19 protein-coding genes are annotated in these 16,800 nt (G+C 54.6%); 12 read left to right on the top strand and 7 right to left on the bottom strand.

Translation table 11 applies throughout. The annotated features are described in order from the left end of the window. Positions 1-18: 18 nt before the first annotated feature. A complete protein-coding gene (locus KO1_RS10585; RefSeq protein ID WP_004112158.1) occupies positions 19-954 on the bottom strand; it encodes a LysR family transcriptional regulator in 936 nt (311 codons plus the stop codon). A 109-nt stretch (positions 955-1,063) separates the two neighbouring features. Here KO1_RS10585 and KO1_RS10580 point away from each other — a divergent pair, with 109 nt between their 5' ends. Next, complete coding sequence (locus tag KO1_RS10580; RefSeq protein WP_004112155.1) at positions 1,064-2,278, top strand: MFS transporter; 1,215 nt, start codon at positions 1,064-1,066, stop codon at positions 2,276-2,278. Between the two features lie 53 nt (positions 2,279-2,331). Here KO1_RS10580 and murJ read toward each other — a convergent pair whose 3' ends face one another. The 4 genes from murJ to rimJ form a co-directional block, all read right to left on the bottom strand. Then, on the bottom strand, positions 2,332-3,867 hold the full coding sequence (gene murJ / locus KO1_RS10575) for a murein biosynthesis integral membrane protein MurJ (RefSeq protein WP_004101058.1): 1,536 nt from the start codon (positions 3,865-3,867) through the stop codon (positions 2,332-2,334). A 112-nt stretch (positions 3,868-3,979) separates the two neighbouring features. Continuing rightward, a complete protein-coding gene (locus KO1_RS10570; protein ID WP_004112153.1) occupies positions 3,980-4,903 on the bottom strand; it encodes a Gfo/Idh/MocA family protein in 924 nt (307 codons plus the stop codon). Between the two features lie 2 nt (positions 4,904-4,905). After that, on the bottom strand, positions 4,906-5,553 hold the full coding sequence (locus KO1_RS10565) for a YceH family protein (RefSeq protein WP_004101051.1): 648 nt from the start codon (positions 5,551-5,553) through the stop codon (positions 4,906-4,908). A gap of 9 nt (positions 5,554-5,562) precedes the next feature. Next, the gene (gene rimJ / locus KO1_RS10560) at positions 5,563-6,147 is read right to left on the bottom strand and encodes a ribosomal protein S5-alanine N-acetyltransferase (protein WP_004101049.1); all 585 of its coding nucleotides are present in this window, start codon (positions 6,145-6,147) and stop codon (positions 5,563-5,565) included. A gap of 229 nt (positions 6,148-6,376) precedes the next feature. Here rimJ and mdtH point away from each other — a divergent pair, with 229 nt between their 5' ends. The 8 genes from mdtH (at position 6,377) to KO1_RS27135 (ending at position 12,455) form a co-directional block, all read left to right on the top strand. After that, positions 6,377-7,585 carry a multidrug efflux MFS transporter MdtH gene (mdtH, locus tag KO1_RS10555; RefSeq protein WP_004112151.1) on the top strand — a complete coding sequence of 403 codons (1,209 nt, stop codon included), beginning with the start codon at positions 6,377-6,379 and terminating at the stop codon, positions 7,583-7,585. Positions 7,586-7,650: 65 nt separating this feature from the next. Further along, positions 7,651-8,298 carry a glutaredoxin 2 gene (grxB, locus tag KO1_RS10550; RefSeq protein WP_004101046.1) on the top strand — a complete coding sequence of 216 codons (648 nt, stop codon included), beginning with the start codon at positions 7,651-7,653 and terminating at the stop codon, positions 8,296-8,298. A gap of 135 nt (positions 8,299-8,433) precedes the next feature. Further along, complete coding sequence (locus KO1_RS10545) at positions 8,434-8,994, top strand: lipoprotein (RefSeq protein ID WP_004101044.1); 561 nt, start codon at positions 8,434-8,436, stop codon at positions 8,992-8,994. A gap of 123 nt (positions 8,995-9,117) precedes the next feature. Continuing rightward, positions 9,118-10,164 (top strand): dihydroorotase, encoded by a 1,047-nt coding sequence (gene pyrC / locus KO1_RS10540; RefSeq protein WP_004101042.1) that lies wholly within the window; start codon positions 9,118-9,120, stop codon positions 10,162-10,164. A gap of 72 nt (positions 10,165-10,236) precedes the next feature. Beyond that, on the top strand, positions 10,237-10,482 hold the full coding sequence (dinI, locus tag KO1_RS10535; protein WP_004101040.1) for a DNA damage-inducible protein I: 246 nt from the start codon (positions 10,237-10,239) through the stop codon (positions 10,480-10,482). Between the two features lie 286 nt (positions 10,483-10,768). Then, complete coding sequence (gene bssS / locus KO1_RS10530; protein ID WP_004101039.1) at positions 10,769-11,023, top strand: biofilm formation regulator BssS; 255 nt, start codon at positions 10,769-10,771, stop codon at positions 11,021-11,023. A 124-nt stretch (positions 11,024-11,147) separates the two neighbouring features. Continuing rightward, a complete protein-coding gene (solA, locus tag KO1_RS10525) occupies positions 11,148-12,266 on the top strand; it encodes an N-methyl-L-tryptophan oxidase (RefSeq protein WP_004112147.1) in 1,119 nt (372 codons plus the stop codon). A gap of 75 nt (positions 12,267-12,341) precedes the next feature. Further along, a complete protein-coding gene (locus KO1_RS27135; protein WP_004101037.1) occupies positions 12,342-12,455 on the top strand; it encodes a YceO family protein in 114 nt (37 codons plus the stop codon). On the opposite strand, the gene trhO is transcribed toward KO1_RS27135, so the two are convergent. Further along, positions 12,441-13,505, bottom strand: coding sequence for an oxygen-dependent tRNA uridine(34) hydroxylase TrhO (trhO, locus tag KO1_RS10520; RefSeq protein WP_004101035.1), 1,065 nt, complete (start codon positions 13,503-13,505; stop codon positions 12,441-12,443). The two genes, KO1_RS27135 and trhO, sit on opposite strands and share 15 nt — an antisense overlap. 209 nt (positions 13,506-13,714) lie before the next feature. Here trhO and KO1_RS10515 point away from each other — a divergent pair, with 209 nt between their 5' ends. The 3 genes from KO1_RS10515 to KO1_RS10505 all read left to right on the top strand — a co-directional run bounded on the left by KO1_RS10515 (position 13,715) and on the right by KO1_RS10505 (position 16,535). Continuing rightward, positions 13,715-14,635 (top strand): Kdo(2)-lipid IV(A) acyltransferase, encoded by a 921-nt coding sequence (locus tag KO1_RS10515; protein ID WP_004101033.1) that lies wholly within the window; start codon positions 13,715-13,717, stop codon positions 14,633-14,635. 183 nt (positions 14,636-14,818) lie between these two features. Next, on the top strand, positions 14,819-16,069 hold the full coding sequence (mdtG, locus tag KO1_RS10510; protein ID WP_004101031.1) for a multidrug efflux MFS transporter MdtG: 1,251 nt from the start codon (positions 14,819-14,821) through the stop codon (positions 16,067-16,069). 79 nt (positions 16,070-16,148) lie between these two features. After that, the gene (locus tag KO1_RS10505) at positions 16,149-16,535 is read left to right on the top strand and encodes a MysB family protein (RefSeq protein WP_004101030.1); all 387 of its coding nucleotides are present in this window, start codon (positions 16,149-16,151) and stop codon (positions 16,533-16,535) included. On the opposite strand, the gene KO1_RS10500 is transcribed toward KO1_RS10505, so the two are convergent. Then, positions 16,536-16,763: a YceK/YidQ family lipoprotein gene (locus tag KO1_RS10500; RefSeq protein WP_004112143.1), complete on the bottom strand. Its 228-nt coding sequence runs from the start codon at positions 16,761-16,763 to the stop codon at positions 16,536-16,538. Positions 16,764-16,800: the final 37 nt, after the last annotated feature.

Raw genomic sequence — 16,800 nt, 5'->3', positions numbered from 1 at the left:
CCAGCGGCCGGTCTTTTTTTATTCCCCTTCCGGTCGCTGCATCCCCGCAATCTGCGGCATAACCTCGCGCATCAAATCGAGAAACTTACGCAACCGCGTCGGATAATAGCGTGCCCAGGGATAGACAAGATGTACCGGCAGCGGAGAGGCACGCCACTGCGGGAATAGCTCCACCAGCCGCCCGGCGGCAATATCCTCCGCTACCGCCCAGCTCGAAACAATCGCCGCGCCCAGCCCCGCCAGCGCGGTATTGCGGGCGACATGTACGCTGTCGGTACTCAGGCACGGAGCAATGCTAAAGGTTGTAAGCTGCTCATCCACCTCTGATTGCAGCATCACCTCATGCTGATAGAACGTGCTGATGGCTACCCAGGGCAGCAGCGACATCTCCTGCGGCTCGGTTAACGGCGGATAGTTCGCCAGCAGCGACGGCGATGCCACTACGCTGCGCGGCACCTCGGCCAGCAGGACCGACACCGTAGCCGGATCCACCTCAGCCCCCACGCGAATCGCGCAGTCGATGCCATCGCTCAGGAAATCCACGTTTTTATCATTCAGCATCCATTCGACCGATAGCTGGGGATAGCGCTGCAGAAAGTCCACCAGCGGCCCCAGCAGCTGCTGCTGACCAAACGCATGCGGCGCCCGTACCCTTAATATCCCCACCGGACGGTCATCGGTGATGCGCAGGTCGTCTTCCAGCGCCAGCCACGCATCGACGATCTGTCGGGCATGCTGGTAACAGCGCTCGCCGTCATCGGTCAGCTTCATCGCATGGGTGGTACGCAGGATCAGCTTTGCGCCGAGCAGCCCTTCCAGCGACTGGAGTCGTCGACTTACCGTCGCCTGGGTCGTGTTCATCTGGACCGCCGCAGCGGAGAGAGACCCGGCTTCGACAATCCGAATGAACGTACGCATCAATTCGATACGATCTATACGCTCCTGCTTCTTCATTTTTATTCTGCCTATACGTTTAGCGTATAACCGTTTTACCACCGGGCTATCTACCGCGCCAGCCTCATTACGGGAAAAATAGCGCCATCGCTTCTAAGAGGAATCATTCATGACACCGACACCACTCACCTCCCGCGCAGCCGGCTGGGTAATTTTTATCCTTGCGCTCGGCGCAGGCTTCAGCGTTGCCGCTATCTATTACGCGCAGCCGCTGCTGCCGCTAATGGGAGCAAACCTGCATTTGAGCGTTGAGGGTATGGGTCTGGTTCCGACCCTGACTCAAGCGGGCTATGCGCTGGGTATACTTTTCCTTCTACCGCTTGGCGACCGTCACGATCGCAGAAAGCTGATCCTGATGAAAAGCGCCGCGCTGGCGGTCCTGTTGCTGCTCTGCAGCCTTACCGGTCAGCTCACCTCTCTGTTGATGGTTAGTTTGCTGATCGGGATGGCTGCGACAATGGCGCAGGATATCGTACCAGCTGCCGCGATTCTGGCTCCTGCGGGTAAACAAGGGAAAATGGTGGGTACGGTCATGACTGGCCTGCTGCTGGGGATCCTGCTGTCACGGACGGTGAGCGGGCTGGTGGGTGCGCTATTCGGCTGGCGGGTGATGTATCAGGCCGCTGCGGTCAGTATTGCACTGATTGGTCTGCTGATGTGGCGCGTGCTGCCGCGCTTTGAAATTCACTCAAACCTGACTTATCCGCAGCTGATAAAATCGATGGCCCACCTGTGGAAACGCTATCCGGCACTGCGTCGCGCCGCATTCGCCCAGGGGTTCCTCTCTATCGCCTTCAGCGCATTCTGGTCCACCCTGGCGGTCATGTTACTGGCGCACTATCAAATGGGCAGCGCGGTAGCCGGCGGCTTTGGTATTGCAGGCGCTGCCGGGGCGCTCGCCGCCCCGCTGGCTGGCGGCCTGGCCGATAAATTCGGAGCCGAAAAAGTCACGCAAATGGGCGCGGCGCTGGTTACCGTTTCTTTTGCCCTGATGTTTCTGCTGCCTGCGCTACCGCCGCATGGCCAGCTGATCCTGATTGCCATCTCGGCCGTCGGTTTTGACCTTGGACTGCAATCCAGCCTCGTGGCGCACCAGAACCTGGTGTATGGTCTGGAGCCTCAGGCGCGCGGTCGTCTCAATGCGCTGTTGTTTACCGGCGTGTTTATCGGAATGTCGCTCGGCTCAGTGCTGGGAAGCAAACTGTATGTGATAGCAGGCTGGAGCGGTGTAGTGACTCTCGCCGTCATTACCGGCGCTATCGCCCTCGGCATCCGCCTGATAGAAAGCGCGAGGGTCGTTTCGGCGCAACGAACCGTCAGGTAAAAAAAAGCCGCCCTGCTGGCAATACAGGGCGGCTTTTGTGTCAGGAAGAGAACTCAGACCGTGCGGCGAGCAAACTCTTTGACGCGGAAGCCCAGCAGCAACAGCGTCGCGAAATAGGCGACGACACCCGCTACCACGACTACCATCAAACGCAGCAGGCGGAACGGCATCGTCCCCTGCGACCACTCCGGCATCAGGTACATCACGCCCAGCAGCGCCGCAGACATCACGATGACGGCAATCACCAGGCGCAGCAGGAACAGGAACCAGCCGGGCTGAGGGGTGAAAATTTTCTGTTTCCTCAGCTGCCAGTAGAGCAGCCCGGCGTTAAGGCAGGCCGCCAGGCCAATCGACAATGACAGACCGGCATGCTTTAGCGGACCAATAAAGGCGAGGTTCATAACCTGCGTCATGATCAGCGTGACGATGGCAATTTTCACCGGCGTTTTAATGTCCTGACGCGAATAGAAGCCGGGAGCCAGTACCTTCACCACAATGAGTCCCATCAGGCCAACGGAATAAGCGACCAGCGCGCGCTGAGTCATCGCGGCATCAAAGGCGGTAAATTTTCCGTACTGGAATAACGCGACCGTCAGCGGCTTGGCCAGTATCCCTAACGCCACGGCGCTCGGTAGCGCAAGCAGAAAGCACAGGCGCAATCCCCAGTCCATCAAACGGCAGTATTCGTCGTGATTGCCGCTGGCAAAACTTTTGGACAGAGAAGGCAGCAGAATGGTCCCCAGCGCCACGCCCAGCACGCCGGATGGAAACTCCATCAGGCGATCGGCATAGTACATCCATGACACCGAGCCGGAGACGAGGAACGAGGCAAAAATGGTATTGATGATCAGGGAAATCTGGCTAACCGAGACGCCGAGGATCGCCGGCCCCATCTGTTTCACCACCCGCACCGCGCCAGCATCTTTGAGGTTGATTCGCGGCAGCACCAGCATGCCGATTTTCTTCAAATGCGGCAGCTGCCAGGCAAGCTGCAAAATACCGCCAACCGTCACCGCCCACGCCATGGCCAGCATCGGCGGATTAAAGTAGGGCGCGGCAAACAGCGCAAAACCAATCATGCTGACGTTCAGGAAAGTCGGAGCAAAAGCAGGCACCGAAAAGCGGTTCCAGGTATTCAGGATGGCGCCCACGAGTGAAGCCAGGGAGATCAGCAGAATATAGGGAAAAGTGATGCGCAAGAGCTGAGTGGTCAGGGCGAACTTTTCGGGCGTATTGGCAAATCCCGGCGCGGTGATGGTGATCACCCACGGTGCCGCCAGCATACCAGCGATGGTCACCAGCGCCAGCACCAGCGTCAGCAGCCCCGAAACATAGGCGACGAAAACCCGGGTCGCATCTTCACCCTGCTTGCTTTTATATTCCGCCAGAATCGGCACAAAAGCCTGTGAGAACGCGCCCTCAGCAAAAATACGCCGTAATAGATTCGGAAGTTTGAAAGCAACGAAGAAGGCGTCGGTGGCCATCCCTGCGCCAAAAATACGCGCCACAATCGCATCGCGCGCAAAACCCAGCACGCGCGAAAACATGGTCATCGAACTGACGGCCGCCAGTGATTTTAAAAGATTCATTAACGTGTTATTCCACAACCCCGGAGTAAAACGCCCGCTCAGGCGGGCGCTGGAAAGTGGCGATAGTCTACCGGGTTCATAATGAATTACTACTGCCAGTTGTTACAACGGGTTATTCGCTCATTGCTTCGCGCCAGAGTTTCTCCACGATACGCTGAGCAAGCAGCGCCTGTTCGCCGGAGGTTTCAGGAACCGTCTGATTTTGCACGCATTCGATAAAATGCCGGGCGCAGCCGGTGAATCCTCGTTGCTCAAGGGTGGTCTGCCAGCCGGGGACCGGACGCTGGATCACGCCGCGCCCCCGCTCCTCCTGCCACTCCCGCATATCACGGACTTCATATAATCCACCGTCGGTTACCGCCTGCACCCACTCCCGCTGGCTTCCAGCGCGGCGGTGCATACTGGTGGTCATTTGGATCATCCCGCAGCTGAAATGATGTTCAGCATAAAGCATTTCACCCTGGGCCGTCGTGAGCAGCGTACCGCCGTTTAAACGGGCTTTATCGCCCGCCAGCCATAGTGCGGTGTCGACGACATGCAGATAGTCATCCAGCAGCGTAAAGCGCAGATCGTGGCCCACGCTGTCGCTACGGTGTTTATCCATCCGCAGCGAAGCCGCGTTACCGAGCTGAGCTTTAAGTTCGCGATAGAGAGGGGAGAAGCGGCGATTAAATCCGACCATAAGAGTAAGACGGCGGCGGGCCGCCAGCTCAACCAACGTCTCCGCATCGCTAAGCTTGTCGGCCAGCGGTTTATCAACGCAGACATGAACTCCGGCATTGAGTAACCGACTAACCACTTCATAATGTGAAACCGTTGAAGTATGGACGAATACAGCATCACACTGCGCCGCCAGCTGTTCCAGAGTATCCGCATAGGGGATACGCCACGTTTCACAGATGCGCAGCGCTTTCTCTTTTCCCGGCGACCACGCCGCCTGTAGCGTCCAGCCATCCGCTGCTCCCAGCACCGGCAGCCAGCCCTTTTGCGCAATGCTACCTAAACCAACGACGCCGATGCGTAGTTTCGCCGACATGCTTAATCTCCTGAATGAGGCAGCAGTGAATCCAGACGCGCTTTAAGTTCAGCGACGTCCGCTTCCAGCGCCTCAACGCGGGCCTGGAGATCGTCACCCGCCGGCGAAACGGCTTCAACGGCGGTAATCAGCGAATCCATATCATCGCAGAACAGGTGCATATAGCGGCTTTCACGCTTCCCGGGTTCCCGCGGCAGACGTGCAACATAGGGGCCGTCGTCTCGCGTAGCCAAATTTTCGAGGACGCTTTCCACCTCTGCCATATCGCTGAATTCATGCATTCTCTGCGCCCGCCCGCGCAGTTCTCCGGGCGTCTGCGCCCCGCGCAGCAGCAACGTGGTAATAATTGCCACTTCCGCTGGAGTTAATTTCAGGTCGCCAAATTCAGAGTTGCAGAAGCGCTGTTCATATTTGGTCACCCGATTGCCGAAACCGCTTACCGTACGCAAAAAATGACGCTTAACTAACGTATCGAGGAGCTCCTGCACGTCATTTTCGCTGAGCGACATCACCGGTTCACGGTTCGTTTTCTGATTACAGGCGGTCACCACCGCGTTGACCGACAGGGGGTACTGCTCCGGCGTGGTGACCTGCTTTTCCAGCAGACAGCCAATGACTCGCGCCTCATGCGCGGTTAACTGATATTTCATGATGTCTCCTTAGCGACCCGGGGTCCAGTCCGGTGTCGTCAACGCCGTCAGTACGTGATCGCGCCACTGCCCATCAATGAGCAGGTAATCTTTGGCGTAACCCTCTTTTTCAAAACCCAGACGCGCCAGCAAATCGCCGCTACGCTGATTATGCGGCATATAGTTTGCCATTATGCGATGGATATGTTGCGTGCGCTGCATATAGCGAATTGCCGACGTCAGCGCTTCAAACATTAGCCCCTGCCCTTGCCATTTCTCTCCGATAGAGTAACCGAGATAGCAGGCATGAAACGATCCGCGCACCACGTTCGAAAAATTCGCCACGCCGATAATCTCTTTTTCTTCGGGGTCCAGCAGCGCAAAATAGAATGCCGAACCCTGCTTGTGAAACTCCGAAATCATCGATAAACGCGCCTGCCAGCCGGAAGGATAACAGTGGCTGTCGTCGCGCACTGGTTCCCAGGGTTTTAAGAACCCTTTATTTTCCGCGTAGTAATCGGCCAGACGCCAGGCGTCACGATCGTGTACCAGCCGCACCACCAGCCGATCCGTCGTCAAACGCACCTTCGGTACGTTACTGCGATAGCCAAACATTCCCCTCTCCTGTTCCCCTGACGCAATACTTGCTGACTTTACTATACCTGTCCTGCAGGGATGTGTGAAAACAGCAACATACCATTTTCTGCACCATCTCTGCTTTTCGATGAATAGCCTCTATCGTTCTTGCATTTTGATAAAAAAATATTGTCGCGAGTTAGCTGGGAAAATAGCCATTAACCCCGCAAAATATCAGAGCTTATTCTTATTTTTCCCGGGAGGGGAAATGTCCCGCGTATCGCAGGCAAGGAGCCTGGGTAAATATTTCCTGTTAGTTGATAACATGCTGGTCGTACTCGGCTTTTTCGTCGTGTTCCCGCTCATCTCTATTCGCTTTGTCGATCAGATGGGGTGGGCCGCGCTAATGGTCGGCATTGCGCTCGGGCTGCGTCAACTGGTGCAGCAAGGTTTAGGGATATTCGGCGGTGCGATTGCCGACCGTTTTGGCGCCAAACCGATGATCGTCACCGGCATGCTGATGCGAGCTGCCGGTTTCGCCGCGATGGCCGTCGCCCATGAACCATGGGTCCTGTGGTTATCCTGCATACTCTCCGGTCTCGGCGGCACGCTGTTCGATCCCCCGCGGGCGGCGTTGGTGGTTAAGCTGGTTCGCCCACACCAGCGCGGGCGTTTCTTCTCCATTCTGATGATGCAGGACAGCGCCGGGGCGGTGATCGGCGCGCTGCTGGGTAGCTGGCTGCTGCAGTATGATTTTCGTCTGGTGTGCAGCGCTGGAGCGGCCCTGTTTATCGCCTGCGCGGCGTTCAATGCCTGGTATCTCCCGGCCTGGAAGCTGTCAACGGTTAAAACGCCGGTTCGTGAAGGGCTGGGCCGCGTGCTGCGTGACAAACGATTTGTCACCTACGTCTTGACGCTAACCGGATATTACATGCTGGCAGTACAGGTCATGTTAATGCTGCCGATTATGGTTAACGATATTGCGGGTTCTCCGGCGGCGGTAAAATGGATGTATGCCATCGAAGCCACCATTTCACTGACGCTGCTTTATCCGATTGCCCGCTGGAGTGAAAAACGGTTTCGCCTTGAGCATCGGCTGATGGCCGGACTGCTGATTATGACGCTGGCAATGATGCCGATTGGCCTGAGCAGCAATCTGCAGCAGCTGTTTACGCTGATCTGCGTGTTTTATATCGGGTCCATCATCGCCGAGCCTGCGCGCGAGACGCTTGGCGCTTCGCTGGCGGATGCCAGAGCGCGCGGCAGCTATATGGGCTTTAGCCGTCTGGGATTAGCCTTCGGCGGCGCTTTCGGCTACGCAGGCGGCGGCTGGCTGTTCGATGCCGGTAAGGCCACGGGTCAGCCGGAGCTGCCGTGGCTGATGCTGGGCGCGATCGGTCTTGCGACGTTTGTTGCTCTGTGGTGGCAGTTCAGTCCAAAACGTTCAACGTCCGGTATGCTCGAGCCGCGCACCTGATTTGCCGGACCGTCGTTTCTCCTCCATACTGAATTGAGGAAGTTCAGCAACAATGGAGGAGAAACGTGAAGTTATATATCTACGATCACTGCCCGTTCTGCCTGAAAGCCCGCATGATTTTCGGCCTGAAAAATATCCCTGTCGAACTGATCACGCTCCTGAACGATGATGAATCAACCCCAACCCGCATGATCGGCCAGAAAATGGCGCCCATCCTGCAAAAAGACGATAGTCGCTATATGCCAGAAAGCATGGATATCGTGCACTATGTCGATAAACTTGATGGAAAACCGCTACTGACCGGAGCGCGTAACCCGGCTATTGAAACCTGGCTGCGCAAGGTCAACGTCTACGCGAATCGTCTGTTGATCCCGCGTTTCGCCAAATCCGCATTTGATGAATTCTCAACCCCAGAGGCGCGCGCTTATTTTGTGAATAAGAAGGAAGCGGCTATTGGTAGCTTTGCCGATCACCTCGCCCATTCTACCGGTCTGGTTAAGAACATCAGCGACGATCTGCGCGCGTTGGATAAACTTATCGTCCAGCCAAACGCCGTCAACGGAGAGCTGTCTGAAGATGATATTCATCTCTTCCCACTCCTGCGGAATCTGACGCTGGTTGCCGGGGTGAACTGGCCGAGCCGCGTGGCCGCCTATCGCGACAATATGGCTAAACAGACGCAAATCAATCTGCTTTCCTCAATGGCTATTTAAGCTCAGGGCAGCGGAAGGTAGTGTCCTTCGCTGCCTCCCCCCGCTTTTTAAGTCTTTTCCGCTAGCACCTCCTGCGCTGGCGGGTCATGCTGCTTTGTGTCAGGATGAACCCATGGCATGACATTAAGGAATCCAATGAAAAAGATGTTTATCGCGGCCGCGCTTATCGTCAGCGGCCTGCTGAGCGGCTGTAATCAGCTTACGCAATATTCCGTGAGTGAGCAGGAGATCAACCAGGCGCTGCAGAAACGTAACCACTTCGCCAAGGATATTGGCCTGCCCGGCGTTGCGGATGCTCATATTGAACTACAAAACCTGACCAGCGCGATTGGTCGTGAAGAACCCAATAAAGTGACGCTAAGCGGCGTTGCTAATTTAGATCTGAATTCACTATTCGGGAACCAGAAAGCGACCATTGACCTGAAGTTAAAAGCGCTGCCGACCTTCAACAAAGAGAAAGGCGCCATTTTCCTGCAGGAGATGGAGGTGGTGGACGCAAAGGTTCAACCTGAAAAACTGCAGTCCGTGGTACAGACGCTCATTCCTTACCTGAATCAGTCGCTGCGTAGCTACTTCAATCAGCAGCCTGCCTACGTCCTGCGCGAAGACGCCAGTGCGGGCGAAGCGTTGGCGAAAAAGTATGCTAAAGGGATTGAGGTTAAGCCGGGTGAGATTATTATCCCGTTCACTAACTAACGGCTCGGGCGCAGAAGCGCCCGTTTTTTTACAGAAGTTGATGCAAAGGAAAACGTTTACGCTTATCCTTAGTGCCCGGCAAAAACAGCCCTGATGACTGACCCTATTTAGCCGGAGCCTTCCATGACAGCACAATCCCAGGTATTGAAAATCCGCCGCCCTGACGACTGGCATATCCATCTGCGCGATGACGATATGTTAAAAACCGTCGTGCCTTACACCAGTGAGTTTTATGGCCGGGCGATCGTGATGCCGAATCTGGTACCCCCTGTCACCACCGTCGAAGCCGCCCTTGCCTATCGCCAGCGCATCATGGCGGCAATCCCGGCGGGCCACGATTTTACGCCGCTGATGACCTGTTATCTGACGGATACGCTCGACCCTGCTGAGCTGGAACGCGGATTCAACGAGGGCGTTTTCACCGCCGCCAAACTTTATCCGGCCAATGCGACCACCAACTCCAGCCACGGCGTCACCAGCACTGATGCAATCATGCCGGTACTGGAGCGCATGGAAAAGCTGGGAATGCCCCTGCTGGTGCACGGTGAGGTCACTCACGCGGACATCGATATTTTTGACAGAGAAGCGCGGTTCATTGAAACCGTCATGGAGCCGCTGCGTCGGCGCCTGCCGGGTCTGAAAGTGGTGTTCGAACACATCACCACCAAAGATGCCGCTGAATACGTACGCGACGGCAATGAGCTGCTGGCGGCGACCATCACCCCGCAGCACCTGATGTTTAACCGCAATCATATGCTGGTTGGCGGCGTGCGTCCCCATCTATATTGCCTGCCGATCCTTAAACGCAATATTCACCAGCAGGCGCTGCGCGAACTGGTGGCCAGCGGTTTTGACCGCGCCTTCCTCGGTACTGATTCCGCTCCGCATGCCCGCCATCGTAAGGAAGCCAGCTGCGGATGTGCAGGCTGTTTTAACGCCCCGACCGCCCTGGGCAGCTACGCAACGGTGTTCGAGGAGATGAACGCCCTGCAGCACTTTGAAGCCTTTTGTTCGCTTAACGGCCCTCGCTTCTATGGTCTGCCGGTCAATGAAGGCTACGTTGAGCTGGTGCGCGAAGAGAGCCTGGTGGTAGAGAGTATCGCTCTGCCTGGCGACGCGCTGGTGCCGTTCCTGGCAGGAGAAACCGTGCGCTGGAGCATGAAGAAATAAATACCTCTCCCCCTGTTGTAAATGCGACAACCATACTGTATAAATAAACAGTACATTACACAGGGGGCAATTATGCGTATTGAAGTCTCTATCGCCAAATCGACAGCCTTACCCAACGGCGCTTTAGATGCGCTGAACAATGAACTCTCCCGCCGTATCGAACAGCAGTTCCCCTCGACGTCAAGCCAGGTGACGGTTCGCTACGCGGCTAATAACAATCTGTCGGTTATCGGCGGCCTGAAAGAAGACAAAGACCGGATTAGCGAAATCCTGCAAGAAACCTGGGAAAGCGCTGACGACTGGTTTGTCCGCGACTAGTCAATTAAATTTGCTCCCTCATTGTGCAACTTTTTGCCGGGTCGCCCCGGCTTTTTTATTTTTTTGATACTCAGACTCTCCCCTATTGCTTTTGCTTAGCGCCTTCAAAAATAACGTATAACTGAATTGTGTTTGCGTAAAAAATCAGCAATCAGCAGCGTATGTATCTCTTTTTCATTTAATTTCTCGAGTTTATTCTTGACTGCTGATATAATTAACTTGCTTCAAAAAACACGCATTAAACCTCGAGAACTGTTGTCTTTTAACATATGAATAAGGGGTTATGATGGAAAAGAATAATGAAGTCATCCAGACCCATCCCCTCGTTGGATGGGACATCAGCACCGTAGATAGTTACGATGCGCTGATGTTGCGCCTGCACTACCAAAACCCCGCTCAAGAAAGCAGTAGAGACGCAGAGATTGGCCAGACGCTATGGCTAACGACGGACGTCGCACGTCAGTTTATTTCTATTCTGGAAGCAGGTATTGCGAAGATTGAATCAGGCGAATACCAGGAAAATGAGTATCGAAGGCATTAAGATTTAGCAAAAATGTCTTAATATTCACCTAACAGGCACCTTCGGGTGCCTGAACTATTTTCGGGCTTGTATATCAGCAGGTTGTTAATTACCCTGCTAATAAAGCAATAACCTGGAACTCACCATGCAATACGATCTTATCATTATCGGTAGCGGCTCCGTCGGCGCTGCCGCAGGCTATTATGCTCGCCTGGCAGGGCTTAACGTACTGATGATTGATGCCCATCAGCCTCCGCATCAGGAAGGTAGCCATCACGGCACCACCCGCCTGATACGTCATGCTTACGGCGAAGGCGAAAGATACGTCCCTCTGGTACTACGCGCGCAGAAGCTATGGGATGAGTTTGCCGCCGCCAGTGGGGAAGCCGTTTTTGAGCGTACAGGGGTGATTAACCTCGGGCCTGCCGACTCCGACTTTCTGCGCAACGTGGCCAGCAGCGCGCGCGAGTTCCAGCTCAATATTGAAGAAATGGATGCGCAGACAGTGATGACTCGCTGGCCGGAAATTCGTATTCCTGACGATTACCGGGCGATATTTGAACCCGCATCCGGGATACTGCGCAGCGAACTGGCCGTTGAAACCTGGATCCGTCTGGCACGCGAAGCGGGAGCTGCGCAATTGTTCAACTGCCTGGTTTCTGCTATTCACCACCAACCGGACGGCGTAACCGTTGAGACGCTGGACGGCGAGTACAGCGGCAAAAAACTCCTTGTCAGCGCCGGTACCTGGGTTACGCGTTTGTTGCCAGAACTCCCTGTCCAACCGGTACGTAAAATTTTCGCCTGGTTTCAGGCCGATGGTCGCTACAGCAGCAAAAATAACTTCCCGGCGTTTACCGGCGAGTTAGCCAATGGCGATCAGTTTTACGGTTTCCCGGCAGAAGATAACGAATTAAAAATCGGTAAGCATAACGGCGGGCAGCTTATTTCCACTCCGGAGGAGCGCAAGCCGTTTGGCTCTGTTGCAACCGACGGTTCAGAATCTTTTAGTTTCTTGCGTAACGTGTTGCCCGGTATCGGCGGCTGCCTGCACGGCGCATCCTGCACCTATGACAATACTGCTGACGAAGACTTTATTATTGATATGCTACCCGGCCAGCCGGATACGCTGCTGATCACCGGCCTGAGCGGTCACGGCTTTAAATTTGCTCCGGTTTTAGGCGAACTGGCCACACGGTTCGCGCTTGAAGAACCCTTTGGATTTGATCTATCTGCGTTTTCACTGGCGCGGTTTAATAAATAACTGCCCGCTGCCCAACGTCACAACTACGCTAAAAGAAACGGCCTCGTTTGAGGCCGTTAATAACTGAGAGAGATGATGCGTCGCCTGTTTGAATTACTGGTTAACAACGTCCGCGAACATTTTATGATCTACCTGGCGCTGTGGCTGCTGCTGGCGTTTATCGATCTTATCTGGTTATGGTTTTTCTGACGGCTCAGGATCGGGGATCCCCAGCTTAGTATTCAGACGACCGCGGGATTTATTAAAGATCTTATTGCCATTTTCCCGTCCGGCACGCAGTTTTCTCTGCTCCTCTTCCGGCAGCTTATGTTCTTCCATGCAGGCTTCGCTACAGCAGCCGGCGAATTTCTCCGCGCAGGAAGGACACTGGATAAATAGCAGATGGCAACCATCATTCAGGCAATTGGTGTGGCTATCGCACGGAGCGCCGCACTGATGGCAATGGGCGATAACGTCATCTGAGATACGCTCCCCCATCCGCTCATCGAAGACAAAGTTTTTACCGACAAAGCGTACCGGCAGCCCCTGCTCGCGGGCGCGTCTCGCATACTCGATAATCCCGCCCTCAATATGCGAGACTTTAGTAAATCCGTTGTGCTTCATCCAGGCGCTGGCTTTTTCACAACGGATACCGCCGGTGCAGTACATCACGATATTCTTATCTTTATGTTCCTGCATCATCTCCACGGCTTTTGGTAGCTGGTCGCGAAAAGTATCCGCCGGGATCTCCAGTGCGTTCTCGAAATGGCCAACCTCATACTCGTAGTGATTGCGCATATCAATAAAGACCGCATTGGGATCGTCCAGCATCGCGTTAACCTCTGCGGCTTTCAGATAATCCCCCACGTCCGTGGCATCAAATGTCGGATCGTCAATTCCATCCGCCACGATCCGATCGCGAACCTTGAGGCGCAGAACCCAAAATGATTTACCGTCATCGTCCAGAGCGATATTCAGGCGGAGCCCATTGAGGGCGGGGTCAAAACCGTATAAGAATTCGCGCAGCGCATCGACCCGGCTTTGCGGGACGCTGATTTGCGCGTTAATCCCTTCATGAGCCAGGTAAATTCGGCCAAAGACATTAAGCTTAGTCAGCGCAATCCACAGCGCATCGCGCGTGGCTTTTGGGTCAATAATAGAGAAATATTTATAAAACGAGATCGTCGTGCGCGGCTCGGTTTCAGCCAACATTTGCGCTTTTAACGTCTCATTTGAAATGCGGTTATGTAACACTGGCATGGTGTACCTGCTCGGCATAGTCAATGAGTAAAATAAACGGCGGGCATCATATAGCAAACACGCTTAATTTACATCCCTACATTTTGCGCTACATTTTTCTCACCCATATTTGCTTGCATTAACATTAAATGCCATCTGAGGCCGGTATTTTGGCTGAGGCATAAAAAAATGCGATAATAGAACACGTTGCTTAATTAAACAGGTATGAGATGACCCATTTACCTAAATTTTCCGCAGCGTTGCTGCACCCGCGTTACTGGTTGCTTTGGTTAGGAATCGGCCTGCTGTGGTTGGTAGTTCAGCTGCCTTATCCGCTGATTTATCGCCTCGGTACTGGTCTTGGCCGTATCGCCATGCGGCTAATGAAGCGCCGGGCCAAAATAGCCCATCGCAATCTGGAGCTCTGTTTTCCTGATAAAAGCGAGCAAGAGCGTCACCGGATGGTCGTGGCAAACTTTGAATCCGTCGGTATGGGGCTGATGGAAACCGGTATGGCCTGGTTCTGGCCGACGAAGCGTATTGCGCGCTGGACGGACTCCATCGGCGTAGAGCATATCCGCGATGTACAGGCGCAAAAGCGCGGCATTTTGCTTATTGGCATTCATTTTCTGACCCTGGAAATGGGCGCCCGCATGTTCGGCATCAATGAGCCGGGTATCGGGGTTTATCGCCCTAATGATAACCCGGTTATCGACTGGCTACAGACCTGGGGACGGCTGCGCTCCAACAAAGACATGATCGATCGTAAAGATCTCAAGGGTATGATCCGCGCATTGAAAAAGGGAGAAGTGATCTGGTACGCGCCGGACCACGACTATGGCCCCGCCGCCAGCGTGTTTGTGCCGTTTTTCGCCGTTGACCAGGCCGCGACGACCTCCGGCACCTGGATGCTGGCAAAGATGTCAAAAGCCTGCATCGTCCCCTTCGTTCCGCGCCGTAAACCCGACGGTAAAGGTTATGAGCTGATCATCCTGCCGCCAGAGTGCGATCCGCCGCTGGACGATGCGGAGACGACCGCTCTGTGGATGAATAAAGTTGTTGAGAAATGCATATTAATGGCGCCGGAGCAGTATATGTGGATGCACCGCCGCTTTAAAACGCGTCCGGAAGGCGTTCCTTCTCGTTATTAAATCTTTTCCATTTTCCGCCTGGTTATCCCGCATCTGAACACGGATGCGGGATATGTCGCCTTGTTTAGTCCCCTCCTTTAGCTTTAAAAGCTCTCCTGCATTGCGGCAGTCATTTCTCAGGCGCATAATTAGCATGCTCATATTTTCAATTATTTGACCTGCGCTGCAGGCCAGTGGAATCCTATGTCGTCTGCTGATACCCCTATTAACTGGAAACGTAATCTCACCGTCACCTGGCTCGGCTGCTTTTTAACCGGGGCGGCCTTTAGCCTGGTGATGCCATTTCTCCCTTTGTACGTTGAACAGCTCGGCGTCACCGGCCACAGTGCCCTGAATATGTGGTCAGGGCTGGTTTTCAGCATTACCTTTTTATTTTCAGCCGTAGCTTCTCCCTTCTGGGGCGGACTCGCGGACCGCAAAGGGCGCAAAATAATGCTGCTGCGCTCAGCCCTCGGTATGGCTATCGTCATGCTGCTCATGGGGCTGGCGCAGAATATCTGGCAATTTCTGATCCTGCGCGCGCTGTTAGGCCTGCTCGGCGGATTTATTCCCAACGCCAATGCGCTGATCGCAACGCAAATCCCCCGCCATAAGAGCGGCTGGGCGCTGGGGACCCTCTCTACGGGGGCCGTTAGCGGCGCGCTGCTGGGGCCGCTGGCTGGCGGCTTCCTGGCCGACCACTGGGGGTTACGCACCGTCTTCTTTATGACAGCAAGCGTACTGTTTATTTGTTTCTTATTTACCCTGTTTCTCATCCGCGAGAATTTTGTCGCGGTCAGCAAAAAAGAGATGCTCAGCGCGAAAGACGTCTTTTCGTCGCTTAAAAGTCCAAAGCTGGTGCTGAGCCTGTTTGTAACATCACTGATTATCCAGGTCGCTACCGGTTCCATCGCTCCGATTCTGACGCTTTACGTGCGCGATCTTGCTGGCAACGTAAGTAATATTGCGTTTATCAGCGGTATGATAGCTTCAGTCCCCGGCATTGCCGCCCTGCTTAGCGCCCCTCGCCTCGGGAAGCTCGGCGATCGTATTGGTCCGGAGAAGATCCTGATCGTCGCGCTGGTGATTTCAGTCCTGCTCCTGATTCCTATGTCGTTCGTCCAGACGCCGCTGCAATTGGGGATCCTGCGCTTCCTGCTAGGCGCCGCTGACGGCGCGCTGCTGCCGGCGGTACAGACGCTGCTGGTGTATAACTCGACCAGCCAAATCTCGGGCAGAATATTCAGCTATAACCAGTCGTTTCGCGATATCGGTAACGTCACTGGACCGCTGATCGGCGCGTCGGTTTCCGCCAACTACGGTTTTCGGGCGGTCTTTCTGGTGACCGCATTTGTGGTGCTGTTTAACGCGGTTTACTCAACTCTGACCCTTGGCCGCGTTCGTCGTCAGCGGGCTACGGACAATCCGGGTTCCGGCAATCATTCGGTAAATTAATGCTCCCTCCTTGACGCATTGCCAACCGCCTTCTATAGATTGAATCGTATTCATTTCTATTCTTCTTAGGAGGTTAGCCATGCCAAAGGATTCGATGTTCTATGCCACGCTCGAAGAAGCAATCGATGCAGCCCGCGAGGAGTTTCTGGCTAATAATCCGGACAGCGACGAAGAAAGCGCCAGCATTGAGCAGTTAAATATCCAGAAGTACGTGCTTCAGGACGGTGATATTGCCTGGCAGGCAGAATTTTTTGCCGACGAAGATCAGCAGGGAGAATGCCTGCCCGTACTCAGCGGCCAGGCTGCGCAAAGCGTCTTTGACGGTGATTATGATGAGATTGAGCTGCGCCAGGAGTGGCTGGAAGAGAACACGCTGCATGAATGGGATGAAGGTGAATTTCAGCTTGAACCCTCGCTCGATACCGAAGAGGGCCAGGCTGCGGCCGATGAATGGGATGAACGCTAATTAGTTGTAGGGGCCATGGCTGGCATCAAGCGGCAGCAGAAGCGTATCGAACACCAGCGAAAAGGGCAGATCGAGGATCGTGATGTAGCGCCATGAGGAATCACGGACATCCCATTGCACGCCGGGATAGTACTGATTTCCATGGCCCTGCCCTGGCACCGTGCGACTGATAATGCTCCCGCAGCCGCTCAGCAGCAGCGTCATTGCGATAACCAGCAAAACTCTCATCAACAACCTCTATTCTCAGGTCAAAAAAATACCGGCA

Source organism: Klebsiella oxytoca NBRC 105695, from assembly GCF_001598695.1.
In the GTDB taxonomy this organism is placed as follows: Bacteria; Pseudomonadota; Gammaproteobacteria; order Enterobacterales; family Enterobacteriaceae; genus Klebsiella; species Klebsiella oxytoca.
This window is presented reverse-complemented; position numbering and strand designations above follow the sequence as displayed.